The 15,011-nt window shown below is 68.7% G+C and carries 16 protein-coding genes, 1 tRNA gene and 1 pseudogene; 11 read left to right on the forward strand and 7 right to left on the reverse strand.

All coding sequences use genetic code 11. The features are described 5' to 3' along the window. Positions 1–5: 5 nt before the first annotated feature. Together B3547_RS05745 and B3547_RS05750 are read right to left on the reverse strand one after the other, a co-directional pair. Positions 6–608 carry a DUF4136 domain-containing protein gene (locus tag B3547_RS05745; RefSeq protein WP_125954113.1) on the reverse strand — a complete coding sequence of 201 codons (603 nt, stop codon included), beginning with the start codon at positions 606–608 and terminating at the stop codon, positions 6–8. Positions 609–683: 75 nt separating this feature from the next. Continuing rightward, entirely contained in the window at positions 684–1,418 is a 735-nt protein-coding gene (locus B3547_RS05750; protein WP_292961098.1) for a DUF4136 domain-containing protein, read from the reverse strand. Positions 1,419–1,571: 153 nt separating this feature from the next. On the opposite strand from B3547_RS05750, the gene galE reads away from it, so the two are divergent. From galE to B3547_RS05770, 4 genes are all read left to right on the forward strand, one after another. Then, positions 1,572–2,576, forward strand: a complete 1,005-nt coding sequence (gene galE / locus B3547_RS05755) for a UDP-glucose 4-epimerase GalE (RefSeq protein WP_125954111.1) — start codon at positions 1,572–1,574, stop codon at positions 2,574–2,576. Positions 2,577–2,648: 72 nt separating this feature from the next. Continuing rightward, a complete protein-coding gene (gene ykgO / locus B3547_RS05760; protein ID WP_003046794.1) occupies positions 2,649–2,774 on the forward strand; it encodes a type B 50S ribosomal protein L36 in 126 nt (41 codons plus the stop codon). 120 nt (positions 2,775–2,894) lie between these two features. Then, positions 2,895–3,545, forward strand: a complete 651-nt coding sequence (locus B3547_RS05765) for an HAD-IA family hydrolase (RefSeq protein ID WP_194918862.1) — start codon at positions 2,895–2,897, stop codon at positions 3,543–3,545. Positions 3,546–3,628: 83 nt separating this feature from the next. Continuing rightward, positions 3,629–4,912 carry an MFS transporter gene (locus tag B3547_RS05770; protein ID WP_292961103.1) on the forward strand — a complete coding sequence of 428 codons (1,284 nt, stop codon included), beginning with the start codon at positions 3,629–3,631 and terminating at the stop codon, positions 4,910–4,912. A 117-nt stretch (positions 4,913–5,029) separates the two neighbouring features. Here B3547_RS05770 and pgeF read toward each other — a convergent pair whose 3' ends face one another. Next, the gene (gene pgeF, locus B3547_RS05775) at positions 5,030–5,827 is read right to left on the reverse strand and encodes a peptidoglycan editing factor PgeF (RefSeq protein ID WP_414690502.1); all 798 of its coding nucleotides are present in this window, start codon (positions 5,825–5,827) and stop codon (positions 5,030–5,032) included. Between the two features lies 1 nt (position 5,828). Beyond that, positions 5,829–8,501 (reverse strand): aminopeptidase N, encoded by a 2,673-nt coding sequence (gene pepN / locus B3547_RS05780; protein WP_292961106.1) that lies wholly within the window; start codon positions 8,499–8,501, stop codon positions 5,829–5,831. 105 nt (positions 8,502–8,606) lie between these two features. On the opposite strand from pepN, the gene B3547_RS05785 reads away from it, so the two are divergent. Further along, a complete protein-coding gene (locus B3547_RS05785; RefSeq protein WP_124810612.1) occupies positions 8,607–9,920 on the forward strand; it encodes a M48 family metallopeptidase in 1,314 nt (437 codons plus the stop codon). Then, positions 9,917–10,786 carry an SDR family NAD(P)-dependent oxidoreductase gene (locus B3547_RS05790; RefSeq protein WP_292961109.1) on the forward strand — a complete coding sequence of 290 codons (870 nt, stop codon included), beginning with the start codon at positions 9,917–9,919 and terminating at the stop codon, positions 10,784–10,786. Before B3547_RS05785 ends, B3547_RS05790 begins: the two co-directional genes overlap by 4 nt. Here the strand turns inward: B3547_RS05790 and B3547_RS05795 are convergent. After that, entirely contained in the window at positions 10,696–11,616 is a 921-nt protein-coding gene (locus B3547_RS05795; RefSeq protein ID WP_292961111.1) for a DMT family transporter, read from the reverse strand. The two genes, B3547_RS05790 and B3547_RS05795, sit on opposite strands and share 91 nt — an antisense overlap. Further along, positions 11,613–12,629, reverse strand: coding sequence for a threonine aldolase family protein (locus B3547_RS05800; protein ID WP_292961114.1), 1,017 nt, complete (start codon positions 12,627–12,629; stop codon positions 11,613–11,615). The genes B3547_RS05795 and B3547_RS05800 overlap by 4 nt, the downstream gene beginning before the upstream one ends. A 50-nt stretch (positions 12,630–12,679) precedes the next feature. Here B3547_RS05800 and B3547_RS05805 point away from each other — a divergent pair, with 50 nt between their 5' ends. Continuing rightward, entirely contained in the window at positions 12,680–12,970 is a 291-nt protein-coding gene (locus B3547_RS05805) for a GNAT family N-acetyltransferase (protein WP_125954103.1), read from the forward strand. Between the two features lie 42 nt (positions 12,971–13,012). On the opposite strand, the gene B3547_RS05810 is transcribed toward B3547_RS05805, so the two are convergent. Next, positions 13,013–13,087: transfer RNA gene (locus tag B3547_RS05810), tRNA-Thr, on the reverse strand. Between the two features lie 157 nt (positions 13,088–13,244). Between B3547_RS05810 and B3547_RS05815 the strand changes: the two genes are divergently transcribed. From B3547_RS05815 to B3547_RS05830, 4 genes and pseudogenes are all read left to right on the forward strand, one after another. Next, a complete protein-coding gene (locus B3547_RS05815) occupies positions 13,245–13,469 on the forward strand; it encodes a hypothetical protein (protein ID WP_292961116.1) in 225 nt (74 codons plus the stop codon). A 36-nt stretch (positions 13,470–13,505) separates the two neighbouring features. Continuing rightward, positions 13,506–14,192 carry a 2,3-diphosphoglycerate-dependent phosphoglycerate mutase gene (gene gpmA / locus B3547_RS05820; RefSeq protein WP_125954101.1) on the forward strand — a complete coding sequence of 229 codons (687 nt, stop codon included), beginning with the start codon at positions 13,506–13,508 and terminating at the stop codon, positions 14,190–14,192. A 30-nt stretch (positions 14,193–14,222) separates the two neighbouring features. Continuing rightward, complete coding sequence (purE, locus tag B3547_RS05825; protein ID WP_124810619.1) at positions 14,223–14,720, forward strand: 5-(carboxyamino)imidazole ribonucleotide mutase; 498 nt, start codon at positions 14,223–14,225, stop codon at positions 14,718–14,720. A gap of 43 nt (positions 14,721–14,763) precedes the next feature. Next, positions 14,764–15,011: pseudogene (locus tag B3547_RS05830) on the forward strand (5-(carboxyamino)imidazole ribonucleotide synthase); the annotation flags it as partial.

Raw genomic sequence — 15,011 nt, forward strand, 5'->3', positions numbered from 1 at the left:
TTGCGTCATTTGACCTGGATAGTCTGTCCGGACTTGCCGGGGAAGTCCGCGAACAGCGCATGGGCCAGGCGCGGCGCGACATTGGCCGCATCGGCTTCCTTCTTCTTCGCGTTATCGCGCGATTCGGCGCGGCCTTCCCACAGCGCCTGCCCTGTCGCGCGGTCGCGGATCGTCACGGACAGGCGGGTGTCGGTCCATTCGCGCGATCCGCCGCCCAGGCTGAAGCCGACGCCCAGGCCCACGCCGCTGTTCCAGCCGCCGGTGGAGCCGCCCACGCCGACGCTGACCGGTCCGCGCTGCCGTTCCTGCCGTTCGGTGCGCCGCTCCACCCGCACTTCGACCAGTGCGTCCGCCGCGCCGGCGGTCGCCGTGCCGAAGCCGCGGGCCGCCACTTCGCGCATGACCGCATCGTTCCACAGCGCGGTTTCGAGACCGGCGGGGTCTTCGCCCGGCGCGGGTGCCAGCGCCAGCGCGGCGCCCGGCACCAGCTTCGCCAGCGATTCGGGGGTGTGGAACCGCGTGACTTCGACCGGGGCGGCGAACGCCACGCCGGGCGCGGCCGGCAAGGCGGCCAGCACAAGGGCGGAAGCAATCAGCAGGCGGCGCATCGGCGTATCCTCAATCGTTGTCCCGGTAACCGATATGGGCGTGATACGTGCCCGTGCAACCGCAGGTTGCTCCGATCAGGGCTGGAGCGCCGCCACTTCGGTGCCTTCGGGGAACTTCGCGAACAGCGCGGTGGCCAGGCGCGTGGCGACGGCGGTGTTGTCCAGCCCGGCCTCGCCCTCGCGCGCGACGCCTTCGGCATGGCCTTCCCACAGCACGCGGCGTGTCGCCTTGTCGCGAATGCGCACTTCCAGCCGCGTGCCGATGATCGCCTTCTTCGGCTTGGACAGATCGACCGCCAGCGCCAGACCGACGCCGCTGCCGCGGTTGCTGATCGTGGTGCTCATCGCGCCGCTCACGGGCTTGTGCGGGGCTTCCTCCGGCTGCACCACCGAATGGCTGACCGCCACTTCGGCCACCTGCCCGCCTTCCGCGCCCGAGGTGGCGGTGTTGTAGCCATGCCCGGCAAGCTGATCGACCACCGCCGCCTCATAGACCGGCAGCTTGGCGTCGGGCTCGACGTTGTCCTCGCTGCCGTCGTAGCCATCCGGCGCGACGGCGGCGATCACGATCGGCCCCTGCGCCAGCGCGCTGCCGGCGTCGGCGGCGCGGAAGGTGGTGACATCGACCTTCTTCGACGGTTCGCCGCCCGTCCGGCTGTCGCGGCCGTTCGCGCCATAGGGTCCGAACGGATCGCCGCGCCCCCAGCCGCCGCCATAAGGCTGGGCGTGCAGCGCCGCCGGCGCGCCGGCCAGCAGGGCAGCCGCGAACAGGAGGGGTGAAAGGGCGGAGGTTGTGCGAACCCGGGGCATGGCGTGTGTTCTTTCGGTGAAGGGCTTCCAAGGCGATCCCGCCGGCGCGATGCCACGCCGGCGCTTTCACCTGACTGAACGCGCTACTTAATGATTCCCTGCGAATCTTGCTGCTAGGGCAGGGTGTCCGTTGCATTCCGGAGTGATTCGCGCATGACTAAAGTACCCGTCCTCGTCACTGGTGGCGCAGGCTATATCGGCAGTCATGCCGTGCTGGCGCTAAAGGACGCGGGGTGGCCCGTCAGCGTGATCGACAACCTGACCACGGGTTTCCGTTTCGCCATTCCCGATGGCGTGCCGTTCTATCAGGGGGATATCGAGGACGGCGATCTGCTGGCGCGGATCATCGCGGAACAAGGGATCGGGGCGGTGATGCACTTCGCCGGATCGGTCGTGGTCCCCGAATCGGTCGAGAACCCGCTGAAATACTACCACAACAACACCGCCAAGAGCCGCGCGCTGATCGAATCGGCGGTGAAGGGCGGCGTGCGCCACTTCATCTTCAGCTCGACCGCGGCGACCTATGGCGTGCCCGAGGTTTCGCCGGTGAACGAGGACAGCCCGAAGCTGCCGATCAATCCCTATGGCATGTCCAAGCTGATGACCGAGATCATGCTGGCCGACACCGCCCGGGCGCATCCGCTGAACTTCTGCGCGCTGCGCTATTTCAACGTGGCGGGCGCCGATCCGCAGGCGCGCACGGGCCAGTCCACCGCCGGCGCGACGCACCTGATCAAGGTCGCGGTCGAGGCGGCGCTGGGCAAGCGCGGGCATGTGGCGGTGTTCGGCACCGATTATGCCACGCCCGATGGCACCGGCGTGCGCGACTATATCCATGTGTCGGACCTGGCCGAGGCGCACGTGCTGGCGCTGGGCGCGCTGATCGAACAGCCGGAACGGTCGCTGACGATGAACTGCGGCTATGGGCGCGGGTTCTCGGTGCTGGAAGTGCTGGACGCGGTGGACCGCGTCACCAACCGCACCATCGTCCGCAAGCTGGAGGATCGCCGTGCCGGCGATCCCGATTCGCTGATTTCCGACAACAGCCGGATCCGGGCGACGGTGCCGTGGGTGCCGAAATACGCCGATCTCGAAACCATCGTCACGCACGCGCTGGCGTGGGAGCGCAAGCTGACCGAGATCCGTGGCGAAGGTTGACTTTCCACCGGCCCGCCCTTATCGGCGCGCCTTCAGTTTCAAGCCCGGTCGCTTCGGGCAAAGGGATTCGTCATGAAGATTCGCAACAGCCTGAAGTCGCTCAAGGACCGCCACCGGGACAACCGCGTGATCCGCCGCCGTGGCCGGACCTACGTCATCAACAAGACCAACCGTCGTTTCAAGGCGCGCCAGGGCTGATCCGGCTCTGGCGGAAGCGTTCCCGCACCTGCCGGAACGCTTCCGTCCTGATCGACGCCTCTTGCAGAGGCAAGGCTGCCCCCGCCTGCGCGGGGGCGCATTTGTTTGCGGGAACGCAGCGTGAGCCAGCAGGACGATGCCCCGGTCGATGCGCCCGTTGATGGCGCGATCGACGCGGTCGTCTGGGACATCGGGCGCGTGCTGGTGCAGTGGCGAATCGCCTCGCTTTACGAAAAGCTGATCGCCGACCCGCGCGAACTGGACTGGTTCCTGGCCAACGTGGTGACCGAGGAATGGCACGCGCAGCATGACGCGGGCGTTCCGCTGGCGGAGATGATCGCCGCGCGCTCTGCCGAATTTCCCGCCTATCGCCCGTTGATCGAAGCCTATGCGCCCAACTGGCTGGATGCGGTGCCGGGGCCGGTCACGGGCACGCACGAGCTGGTCCGGGCGCTGGATGCGCGCGGGATACCGCAGTTTTCGATCACCAATTTCGGCGCCGATACCTGGGCGATGTTCCGCCCGACCTTCCCGGTGCTTGACCATTTCCGCGATATCGTCGTCTCCGGCGTGGAAAAGCTGATCAAGCCCGATGCGGCGATCTTCGCGCTGGCGGCCCGCCGTTTCGGTCATGAGCCTGCGCGGATGCTGTTCATCGACGACAACGCCGCCAATATCGCGGCGGCGGACGCGCTCGGCTGGCACACCCACCATTTCCGCGACGACGCCGCCGCGCTGCGCGCCGATCTCGAGGCGCGGGGCCTGCTCTGAACCCGCACCCTTGCGGCAGCGGTCGCTTGATCTTTGCCCCCGCCGCCGCCTAGCGTCGCTTCCTGACATCGGCGGGGAGAGCTATGGCATCGGGCGCGCATCACGGATCGAAGGAGGCGCCGGGCCGGTTGCGTTCGATTTTCAGCGGATCGGTGGGCAATCTCATCGAATGGTATGACTGGTACGTCTATGCCGCGTTCTCGCTCTATTTTGCCTCGGCGTTCTTTCCCAAGGGCGATCCCACCGCGCAGCTGCTGAACACCGCCGCGATCTTCGCGGTGGGCTTCCTGATGCGCCCGGTCGGCGGCTGGCTGATGGGGCTCTACGCCGATCGCGCGGGGCGCAAGACGGCGCTGACCGCGTCCGTGCTGCTGATGTGCCTGGGATCGCTGATCGTCGGGCTGACGCCGGGCTATGACCGGATCGGCGTGGCCGCGCCGGTGCTGCTGGTGATCGCGCGGCTGTTGCAGGGCCTCAGCGTAGGCGGCGAATACGGCGCGAGCGCGACGTACCTTTCCGAAGTGGCATCGGCCGAGCGGCGCGGCTTCTGGTCCAGTTTCCAGTACGTCACCCTGATCATGGGGCAGTTGCTGGCGCTGGGTGTGCTGATCGTGCTGCAACAGGTGCTGACGGAGGAGCAACTCCACGCCTGGGGCTGGCGCGTGCCGTTCCTGATCGGCGCCGCCTGCGCCGTCGCCGCGCTGTGGTTGCGCCGGACCATGCACGAAACCGCCGCGTTCGAGCAGGAGCGCGAACACCAGCCTTCGCTGCGCCGCCTGCTCGCCCACCCGCGCGAGGTGCTGACGGTGGTGGGCCTGACCATGGGCGGCACTGTCGCGTTCTATACCTTCACCACCTATGCCCAGAAGTTCATGGTCAACACCGCCGGCTGGTCGAAGGAGGACGCGACGCTGGTCTCCGCGCTGGTGCTGGCGGGCTTCATGGGGCTGCAACCGCTGGTCGGCGCGCTGTCGGACCGGATCGGGCGGCGGCCGCTGCTGCTGGCCTTCGGGCTGGTGGGCGCGGTCATCACCGTGCCGCTGATGCGCGCGCTGGCGGTGACGCACGATTTCTGGACCGGTTTCGCCCTGCTGATGGCGGCGTTGGTCGTGGTCAGCGGCTATACCGCGATCAACGCGGTGGTGAAGGCCGAACTGTTCCCCGCCGGCATCCGCGCGCTGGGCGTGGGCCTGCCCTATGCGGTGACCGTGTCAGTGTTCGGTGGATCGGCCGAATACATTGCGCTGTGGTTCAAGACCGAAGGCTGGGAGGACGGCTACTTCTGGTACGTGGCCGGCTGCATCGCGGTATCGTTCGTGGTCTACCTGCTGATGCCCGATACGCGAAAGACATCGCGCATCGCCTGAAGCATGACGCCGGGTTGACCCGCTTCGTCATTGCGAGCGGCACGCGACGCAATCCAGAGTCCCGCGCGCGGCTCTGGATTGTCGCGGGGCTTTGCCCCTCGCAATGACGATCAAAGGCTATGCCGTCCGGTTTTGCGGCAGCGCGATCAGCGAAATCTCGCGGCCATAGTCGGGCTCGCCCCGGTGCGTGGCGCGGCGGAACGAATAGAAGCGGTCGGGCTGGCTGTAGGTATCCTCGCCCAGCATGGCGACCGTGCCGACGCCGGCCGCCTGCAGCCGCGCGGCGACGTAGCCTTCCAGATCGAACCAGGCGTGCCCCGCCTTGCCGGCGCGGAAGAAGCGCGCGTTGGCCGGGTCGGTGGCCAGGAAGCGGTCCTCGAAGGCGGCGTCCACCTCGTAGCTTTTCTGCGCGATGCACGGGCCGACCACGGCGGCGATGTCCGCGCGGCTGGCGCCCAGCGCTTCCATCGCCGTGATGGTGTTGTCGGTCACTCCGCCGAACGCGCCTTTCCAGCCGGCGTGCGCCGCGCCGATCACCCCGGCTTTTGCGTCGTGGAACAGCACGGGGGCGCAATCGGCGGTGAGAATGCCCAGCACCACGCCGGGCAGGCGGGTGGCGAGCGCGTCGGCCTTCGGGCGGTCGCTCTCGGGCCACGGCTCGGTCACCGTCACCACGTCGGGCGAATGGATCTGATAGGCACAGACGAGCCGGCCGCCGGGAAGGACGGCTTCGCTTGCGCGGCGGCGGTTCTCGGCCGTGGCGGCGGGATCGTCCTCGCTGCCCCAGCCGACGTTGAGGCCCGCGAGAACGCCTTCGCTCACTCCGCCGCGCCGGCCCAGGAAGCCGTGGGGCACGCCGCCCAACGCCGGGTGGGTGAGCACGTCCACGCCGGTAATGCCCGCAACCTCCACCACGTCAGCTGTCCAGGCTGCGCGTGACTTGCTCGCGCACGTCGCGCGACAGCGTGGAACAGGCCGCGATGCGTTCCAGCTCCGCGCGCATCAGCGCGGCGCGGCCCGGCTCCACCTTGCGCCAGCGGCCCAGTGGCGGCACGAAGCGCGCGGCGGTGTTGGCGTTGATCGGATCCAGCCCCAGGATCAGGTCCGCGATCAGGCGATAGCCTTCGCCGTCCGGCTTGTGGAACGCCTGCGGATTGGCCGCGAACGCCATGTAGAGCGAGCGCACCCGGTTGGGGTTGGTCATGGTGAAGTCGGGATGGCTGGCCAGCGCCTTCACATGCGCGATCGCCTGCGGGTGCAGCGAGCCCGCCTGGAGCGAGAACCACTTGTCGATCACCAGCATGTTGCCCGCGAAGCGCTGGTGGAAATCGGCCAGCGCCGCCTCGCGCTCGGGTGCGGACAGGCCGCACAGCACCATCAGCGCACCCTGCCGGTCGGTCATGTTGTCGGCCGCGTCGTATTGCGCCTTGGCGCGCCGGGCGGCTTCGGCGGGCTCGGCCGCGGCCAGATAGACCAGCGCCTGCGTCTTCAGCTTGCGCGCGCCGCGCGCGGCGGCGTCGAGGCTGTAGGGCACGGCGGAGCAGCGATCGTGAAGCGCGATGATCTCCGCCCGCAACCGCGTGCCGAGGTGCTGCTTCAGCGCTTCGCGTTCGGCATGGACGCGCGAGGGATCGACCCCGGCGATCTGTTCGGCGAGATAGGCTTCGCCGGGCAGGATCACCAGTTCGCCGCGCATCAGGTCGTCGAGTTTGGCGTCGGCCAGGATCGTGCCGAAGGCTTCGGTAATCGCCGCTTCGCCGGTCGCGCGCGCGGCATCGTCGAGCGCGCCGGTCACCGCCGCGACAAGATGCTGGACGACCAGCTGCTGCATCGCCTCGTACCGGGCGAAGGGATCGTCGTCGTGTTCGGCCAGGAACACGAGGTCGGCCGTCGTCGCCGGGCTGGTGATCGCCACGGGCGCGGAAAAGCACCGGTTGATCGACAGCACCGGTGCCTCGGCATGGCCTTCGAACGCGAAGGCCTGTTCCGTCTCTTCCAGCACCAGCAGGTGTTCGCCCCGGTGCGTGCCGGTGGCGCGGTCGAACAGCGCGGTGCGCAGCGGGATCGGCATCGGCTGCTTGACCGGCTGGCCGGGCGTGGGCGGCACGGTCTGGCGGAGCGTGAGCGTGACCGTGCCCGATGCCGCGTCATGCGCCAGCGCGGCGTCCACCCTGGGCGTGCCGGCCTGTTCGTACCAGCGGCGGAATTTCGTGAGGTCCAGCCCTGCCCCGTCCTCGATCGCCTTGACGAAATCCTCGCAGGTCGCCGCCTCGCCATCGTGGCGCGCGAAATAGAGGTCGGTGCCCTTGCGGAAGCGTTCCGGCCCGGCCAGCACCGTCATCATGCGGATGACCTCGGCGCCCTTGTTATAGACCGTGGCGGTATAGAAGTTCGAGATTTCGGCGTAGCTGTCGGGCCGGATCGGGTGGGCGAGCGGCCCCGAATCCTCGGGGAACTGCGCCGCGCGCAGCACGCGCACGTCCTCGATCCGCTTGACCGGCGGCGATCCGCGATCGGCGCTGAACTGCTGGTCGCGCAGCACGGTGAAGCCTTCCTTGAGGCTGAGCTGGAACCAGTCGCGGCAGGTCACGCGGTTGCCCGACCAGTTGTGGAAGTATTCGTGCGCCACCACGCCCTCGATCGCGTCGTAGTCCGCATCGGTCGCGGTTTCCGGATCGGCCAGGATGTAGCGCGTGTTGAAGACGTTGAGGCCCTTGTTCTCCATCGCGCCGGCGTTGAAGTCCGAGACGGCGACGATGTTGAACAGGTCGAGATCGTATTCGCGGCCGTAGACCTCCTCGTCCCATTTCATCGAGGCGATCAGCGAGCGCATGGCGTGGCCGGTGCGCGTCTCGTCGCCGGCGCGGACCCAGATCGCCAGATCGACCTTGCGGCCGGACCGGGTGGTGAAGCTGTCGCGCGTGGGCACCAGATCGCCCGCCACCAGCGCGAAGAGATAGGACGGCTTGGGCCAGGGATCGTGCCATTCGGCCCAGTGCGTGCCGTCCGGCCCCTCGCCTTGCGCCACCGGATTGCCGTTCGACAGCAGCACCGGAAAGCGCGCCTTGTCGCCCGCCATCCGCACCGTGTAGCGGCTCAGCACGTCGGGCCGGTCGGGGAAGAAGGTGATCCGCCGGAATCCCTCCGCCTCGCACTGGGTGCAGAGCATCCCGCCGGACGCGTAGAGACCGGAAAGCTGTGTGTTCGCAGTGGGATCGACCAGAGTTTCGATGCCGATTTGGTGCTTTCCGCCCGGCAGGTCGATCAGCAGCGCGTCGCCGTCCAGGCGCCAGTCGTTGTGCGGCAGGCCGTCCACGGACACGCTTGCGGGACGCAGGCCATCCCCGTCGAGGCGGAGCGTGCGCGCGCCGTCGCCCGCCGGGTTGCGTTCGACCGAAAGCGTCGCCTGCACGCGGGTTTCGGTGAGCGACAGGGCGAAATCGAGGCCGATTTCCGGCACCAGCCAGGCCGGCGGCTGGTAGTCGGCGCGATGGATCACGGCGGGGTGCGCGGGCGCCGGGGCGTCGGCCGGGGAGGCGGGCGTGGCGACGGTCTGGGAGGCGGACGGCGGATTAGCGAGGTCGTTCATGGTCCCAATGTAGGGCGAAGCCGGCCAAGGGCAATCGCCAAACGCTCTTGACTCCAGACGGTTTCGCCGCGCAGGCCTTGTTGAACGACCGTTTGAGGACTGTGAATGCGCCGGGGCTTTTTCTTCCCTTTCACATATGCCGTTCTGTCGCTCCTTGCCCTCCTTGCTGTGCCGGGCGTCGGCCATGCGGCTGGCTTCAACGCCGATGCCGCCACGCGCGCCTACCTCGATACGCTGCAGGGATCCGCGCGGGTGAAGTCGGACGCCTATTTCGAGGGCGGTTACTGGATCGCGCTGATTGGCACGCTGGTTTCGGTGGCCGCCTACTGGGTCATGCTGCGGCTGCGCATCCTGCCCCGTGTGCGCGATGCGGCCGAAGGCAAGGGCCGCGGGCGCGCGCTGGTGGTGTTCGAAGTGGCTGCCGTGTTCCTGATGGCCAGCACGCTGCTGCTGCTGCCGTGGACCATCTACACAGGATTCGTGCGCGAGGCGCGCTATGGCCTGCTGAACCAGTCCTTCGCCGGCTGGCTGGGCGAACAGGTGATCGGCCTGTTCGTGACTCTGGTGATCGGCAGCCTGCTGTTCGTGGTGATCTATGCCGTGATCCGGCGGATGCCGAAGAACTGGTGGATGGTATCGACGGGGGTCGTCTCGGTCTTCCTCGCGCTGGCGATGCTGTTCGCGCCGGTCTATATCCTCCCGCTGTTCAATACCTATTCCGAACTGCCCCAGGGGCCGGTGCGCGATCGCATCGTCGCCATGGCCAAGGCCTATGACGTGCCGGCCGAACATATCTACGTCTATGACGCGTCCAAGCAGACCAAGCGCATTTCGGCCAATGTCTCGGGCATCGGGCCGAGCGTGCGGATCAGCCTCAACGACAACCTGCTGCACCGCGCGACCGAGCCGGAAATCCTCGCCGCGGTGGGGCACGAGATGGGGCATTACGTGCTGGGCCATGTCTGGCGCTCGTGGATCTGGCTGACGGCGCTTTACGGGCTGATGCTGTTCCTGGCGGCCTGGGCCATGCCGCTGATCCTGGCCCGGTACGGAGCCCGGTGGAACATTCGCGACGTGGCCGATCCCGCCTCGATGCCTCTCCTTGCCGGCGTTTTCGTGGTCTTTTCGCTGATGGTCACGCCGATCACCAACACGCTGGTCCGCGTGACCGAGCGGGACGCCGATGTCTTCGGGTTGGACGCCGCGCACGAGCCGGACGGGTTCGCCTCGTTGTCGATGAAGCTTTCCGAATACCGCAAGATCGATCCTGGCCCGGTCGAGGAAGCGCTGTTCTACGATCATCCCTCGGGCGCCACGCGCGTGCGGCTGGCGATGCGGTGGAAGCAGATCCACATGCCCGGCGCGCCGATGGCAAAGCCGACGCCGATCGTGCTGGAGCCGATGGACGCACAGCATTGACGGGCAGCCTGTTCGTCTTCGGGCTGGGTTACAGCGCGGGGATACTGGCGGAGCGGTTGCGGCGGCAGGGCTGGCGCGTCGCCGGAACCGGCCGCGCAGGCACGCTGGCCTTCGATGACGACGCCGGCATCGCGGCGGAACTGACGCACGCCACGCATGTCCTCTCGTCGGTGCCGCCGTCGGCAGTGGGCAAGGGGGCGGAGGCGGGTGGCGATCCGGTCCTGCTGCGCCATGGCGCGCGCATCCGGCAATGCGGCGCGGGCTGGATCGGCTACCTTTCCTCCACCGGCGTTTATGGCGATGCAGCCGGCGCCTGGGTGGACGAAAGCGCGCCGGTGGGGCGGGGCCGCCGGACCGCCCGGGCCGATGCGGACCTGGCCTGGCAGGTGCTCGATCCCCGCGTGCGCGTGTTCCGCCTGCCGGGCATCTATGGCCCCGGCCGCAGTGCGCTGGAACGGGTGCGCGCGGGGACGGCGCACCGCATCGACCTGCCCGGGCAAGTGTTCAGCCGCGTCCACGTGGAGGACATCGCCGGCGGAATCATCGCCTCGTTCGGCGGGCCGGCGGGCGTGTACAACCTGTCCGACGATCTGCCGTGCAGCCAGAACGCGGTGATCGAGGAAGCGGCGCGGCTGGCGGGATGCGCGCCGCCGCCGCTGCTCACGCTGGAGGCGGCCGGCCTTTCCCCGGCCGCGCGTGCGTTCTACGCGGAGAACCGCCGCGTCGCGAACGGGCGGGCGCGGCGCCTGTTGAACTGGCGCCCGCGCTATCCGACCTATCGCGAAGGGTTGCGCGCTCTCAGCGCCACGATCAGCCCCGCCATCGCCAGCACCGCGCCGGCGACGGCCAGCGACGACCAGCGATAACCTTCGAACAGCGTCGACAGCAGCATCGCCACCACGGGCACGACCACCCCGTTATAGGCCGCGCGGCCGGGGCCGAGTTCGCGCACCAGCTGGAAATAGAGCGGAAAGGTCACCACCGACCCCATCACGCCCAGATAGGCGATGCCAAGCAGATAACCGGGCCGCAGGTCGATTTGCGGGGGGCCATAGACCGTCCACGCGAACAGCGCGTCGATCGCGACACCCCAGACCATCGCCCAGAACAGCAGGGCCAGCATCGGGCGCGTCCGCGCCGCCTCGCTCGCCTGCAGCACGTTGGCGCTGGACGCGGACAGGATGCCGCAGAACGTGAACAGCACGCCCAGCAGCGCTGCGTTGCCGACCGGCGCCGTGCGCACCTCGTGCAGCAGCAACAGGGCGATGCCGCCGATGGCGATGGCCGATCCGGCGAGGAAGCCGCGCGTCAGCGGCTGCCCCAGGAACAGCCGCGCGAAAAGGGCGTTGGGCACCAGCAGCAGCGCGAACAGGACGGCGACGATGCCCGAGGTGATGTGCTGTTCGGCGCGGTAGACGAACTGGAAATTGCAGACGAACTGGAGCAGCCCCATCAGCACGGCGAGCTGGTGTCCGCGCCGGTCCAGCCGCAGGCTCTCACGGCGCGCCAGCGCCAGCAGCAGCACGCCGACCGCGGCCACGGCAAAGCGCCAGGTGACCGACCAGCTGGCCGGCACCGACCCGATCTGATCCTTGATGACCAGCCAGGTGGAGCCCCAGATCAGCGCCACCAGCGCGAACGGCCCCAGGATGCGCGGGCTCCAGAACGAAGCCGGCCCGCCGTCGGGCGATGTCACAGCGCGGCAATGGCGCGGGCCAGCGCCTCGACATGCGCCGGATCGCTGTTCCACGCGGTAACCAGCCGCGCCGCGCCGGGTGCGCCTTCGGGGGCGGGCCAATCGTAGAAGTCGAACCCTTGCGCGTGGAGCGCGGCCTGTTCGGCGGGCGAAAGCACGGCAAAGACCTCGTTGGCCTGGACCGGGTGGAGCAGGCGCTCGCCGCAGGCCGCGCCGATCGCGGCGGCGGCGGCATTGGCGGCGCGCGCGTTTTCAAGCCACAGGCCGTCTTCGATCATCGCCAGTACCTGCGCGGCCAGATAGCGTCCCTTGGACTGGAGATGCCCCGCACGCTTGCGGCGATAGCGCACTACGTCGGCCAGCGCGGGATCGAAGCACACCAGCGCCTCGACGCTCATGCCGCCGTTCTTGACGCAGCCGAACGTCAGCGCGTCGACGCCGGCATTCACCGTCAGCGCGGCCGGATCGCAACCGAGATGGGCCACCGCGTTGGCAAAGCGCGCCCCGTCCATGTGCAGGCCCAGCGTGCGCTGCCTGGCCAGCGCGCCGATCGCGGCGACCTCGCCGGGCGTATAAACGCGCCCGTATTCGGTCGCCTGCGTGATCGAGATGGCGTGCGGCTGCACCTGGTGCACGTCGCGCCGGATCGGGTCGATCGTCGCGCGGATCGTCTCGGGCGTCAGCTTCGCGCCTTCGCCGTCGGCCAGCAGCAGCTTGGCGCCGTGGGTGAAGAAGCCGGGCGCACCGCCTTCGTCTACTTCGATATGCGCCTCGCGATGGCAGACGATCCCGCCATGTGGCTGGGCCAGCGCGGCCAGCGCCAGGCAGTTCGCAGCGGTGCCCGTCGCCACCCACAATGCGGCGCATTCGGTGCCGAACAAGGCCGAAAAGGCCTCGTCCAGCCGCGCGCTCAGGCGGTCGCCGTCATAGGCGGCGTCGGGCTGGTCGGCCGCGCGCATCGCGTCCCAGACGCGGGGGTGGACGCCGGCGGCGTTATCGGAGAAGAACTTCATGCGCCAAGGCATCTAAGGCACCGACACAAGCGGTCAAGCGGGAGCAAGCAATGGAACAGGTCACGATCACGCGCGTCGGCGGTGGCGCCGAGGGCGAATACCACGCGGCGGTCGCGGGAAGCGACGCGGTGGGCCGGCTGACCTGGCGCCGCCGGGGCGATGTGGTCGCGGCCGAACACACGCTGGTCCCGCCCGAAATCGGCGGGCGCGGTGTGGCGGGCAAGCTGGTGGAGGCGCTGATCGCGGATGCGCGGGCCGAAGGCTGGAAGATCGCGCCCGATTGCAGCTATGTCGCCGCCGCGTTCCAGCGCCATCCCGAATGGGCGGACCTGCTGGCCTGATACTGATAGCCTGACACTGCTTGTTGGAAGCGGGGCGGGAAATGGTGCTGCTGGGGAGGATTGAACTCCCGACCTCAGCCTTACCAAGGATGCGCTCTACCACTGAGCTACAGCAGCACACCATTTCCGCGCTCCGGCGCGCCGGCAAGAACCGGCGGCGGGCAGGGGCGCGCTAATGGCTGCGAGGGCCGGCTTTGTCAAGCGTGGTATGACGTGCCGCGGTATCGGCGGCGTGCCCTTGCGGTGCGCGCGCCGGCAAGGCACATCGCACGGCATGAGCGACGATCCGGCAAGAATGACGCGCGAGGAACGGCTGGCCGCGCGCCTGCGCGAGAACCTGAAGCGGCGCAAGGCGCAGGCCAGGGAACTTGGGGCCAGAGAACTTGGGGCCAGAGAACTCGGGGCCAGTGAACTTGGGACGCGCGAACTTGGCGCGCGCGAGGCGGGCAACGGCGAATCCGGCACCGGCGGCCTTTCCAAACCGCAAGGGGAGCGCTAGGGGGCCGTTTCCCGCAGTAGAGCAGCAGGAGCCACGATGCCCCGCCTGATCCTGATCCGTCACGGTCAATCGCAATGGAATCTCGAAAACCGTTTCACCGGCTGGTGGGATGTCGACGTGACCGAAAAGGGCGCGGCCGAAGCGCTTGCCGCCGGCACGCTGCTGAAGGACAAGGGCGTGCTGCCGACGGTGGCGTTCACCTCGCTGCAGACGCGCGCGATCAAGACGCTGCATTTCGCGCTGGAAGCGGCCGGCCGGCTGTGGATTCCCGAAGACAAGGACTGGCGGCTCAACGAACGGCACTATGGCGGCCTGACCGGGCTGGACAAGGCCGAGACCGCCGCGAAGCACGGGGACGAGCAGGTCAAGGTCTGGCGCCGCAGCTTCGACATTCCGCCGCCGCCGCTGGAAGCGGGCAGCGCTTTCGACCTGGCGGCCGACCCGCGCTATGCCGGCATCGCCGTGCCGGCCACCGAAAGCCTCAAGGACACGATCGCCCGCGTGCTGCCGTGCTTCGAGCAGAAGATCGCCCCGGCGCTGAAGGCCGGCGAAACGGTGATCGTTTCGGCCCATGGCAATTCGCTGCGCGCGCTGGTGAAGCACCTTTCGGGCATTTCGGACGCCGATATCACCGGCCTCGAGATTCCGACCGGCCAGCCAATCGTCTATGAACTGGACGACAACCTCGCCGAGATCGAGCGGTACTACCTGTCGGAACGCTGAGGCGCGTTCCGGCCTGAGAGGGGGCAGGGCATGAGTGATACCTCGCCGCAGGCGCCGGCCGTGGCCATCGTCATGGGCAGCCAGTCCGACTGGGAGACGATGAAGAACGCGGCCGCCGCGCTCGACAAGCTGGGCGTGGCGCACGAATGCCGCATCGTTTCCGCGCACCGCACGCCCGACCGGCTCGTCGCCTTCGCCAAGGGCGCGCACCGGGAAGGCTTCCGGGTTATCATCGCCGGGGCCGGCGGTGCGGCGCACCTGCCGGGCATGGTCGCTTCGATGACGCACCTGCCGGTGCTGGGCGTGCCGGTCGAATCCAAGGCGCTGAAGGGCATGGACAGCCTGCTGTCGATCGTCCAGATGCCCGGCGGCATTCCCGTGGGCACGCTGGCCATCGGCGTGCCGGGCGCGACCAATGCCGGCCTGCTGGCCGCGTCGATCCTCGCCACGTCCGATCCCGCGCTGGCCGAACGGCTGATCGCCTTCCGCGCCGCGCAGACCGATTCGGTCGCGGAACGGCCTTCCTGAGGGAGATGGCCCCGGTGGACATGGCCTTGACGAGGAGCGGCGCATGATCGCCCCCGGCGAAACCATCGGCATTCTCGGCGGCGGCCAGCTGGGCCGGATGCTGGCGCTGGCGGCGGCGAACCTCGGCTATCGCTGCCATGTCTATGCGCCGGAAGCGGATTCGGTCGCGGCCGATGTCAGCGCCGCGTTCACGCAAGGGCGCTATGACGACGAGGCCGCGCTGGCCGCGTTCGCCGCGCAATGCGCGGTGGTGACGTACGAGTTCGAGAACGTCGCCGCCGGGCCGCTGGC

It is taken from the genome of Novosphingobium sp. UBA1939 (assembly GCF_002336885.1).
Lineage (GTDB): Bacteria > Pseudomonadota > Alphaproteobacteria > Sphingomonadales > Sphingomonadaceae > Novosphingobium.

Excerpts from the sequence above, each read along its gene's own strand:
- B3547_RS05745 (WP_125954113.1), bottom strand. The coding sequence starts at position 608 with ATGCGCCGCCTGCTGATTGCTTCCGCCCTTGTGCTGGCCGCCTTGCCG.
- B3547_RS05750 (WP_292961098.1), bottom strand. The coding sequence starts at position 1,418 with ATGCCCCGGGTTCGCACAACCTCCGCCCTTTCACCCCTCCTGTTCGCG.
- galE (WP_125954111.1), top strand. The coding sequence starts at position 1,572 with ATGACTAAAGTACCCGTCCTCGTCACTGGTGGCGCAGGCTATATCGGC.
- ykgO (WP_003046794.1), top strand. The coding sequence starts at position 2,649 with ATGAAGATTCGCAACAGCCTGAAGTCGCTCAAGGACCGCCACCGGGAC.
- B3547_RS05770 (WP_292961103.1), top strand. The coding sequence starts at position 3,629 with ATGGCATCGGGCGCGCATCACGGATCGAAGGAGGCGCCGGGCCGGTTG.
- pepN (WP_292961106.1), bottom strand. The coding sequence starts at position 8,501 with ATGAACGACCTCGCTAATCCGCCGTCCGCCTCCCAGACCGTCGCCACG.
- B3547_RS05785 (WP_124810612.1), top strand. The coding sequence starts at position 8,607 with ATGCGCCGGGGCTTTTTCTTCCCTTTCACATATGCCGTTCTGTCGCTC.
- B3547_RS05800 (WP_292961114.1), bottom strand. The coding sequence starts at position 12,629 with ATGAAGTTCTTCTCCGATAACGCCGCCGGCGTCCACCCCCGCGTCTGG.
- B3547_RS05805 (WP_125954103.1), top strand. The coding sequence starts at position 12,680 with ATGGAACAGGTCACGATCACGCGCGTCGGCGGTGGCGCCGAGGGCGAA.
- B3547_RS05815 (WP_292961116.1), top strand. The coding sequence starts at position 13,245 with ATGAGCGACGATCCGGCAAGAATGACGCGCGAGGAACGGCTGGCCGCG.
- gpmA (WP_125954101.1), top strand. The coding sequence starts at position 13,506 with ATGCCCCGCCTGATCCTGATCCGTCACGGTCAATCGCAATGGAATCTC.
- purE (WP_124810619.1), top strand. The coding sequence starts at position 14,223 with ATGAGTGATACCTCGCCGCAGGCGCCGGCCGTGGCCATCGTCATGGGC.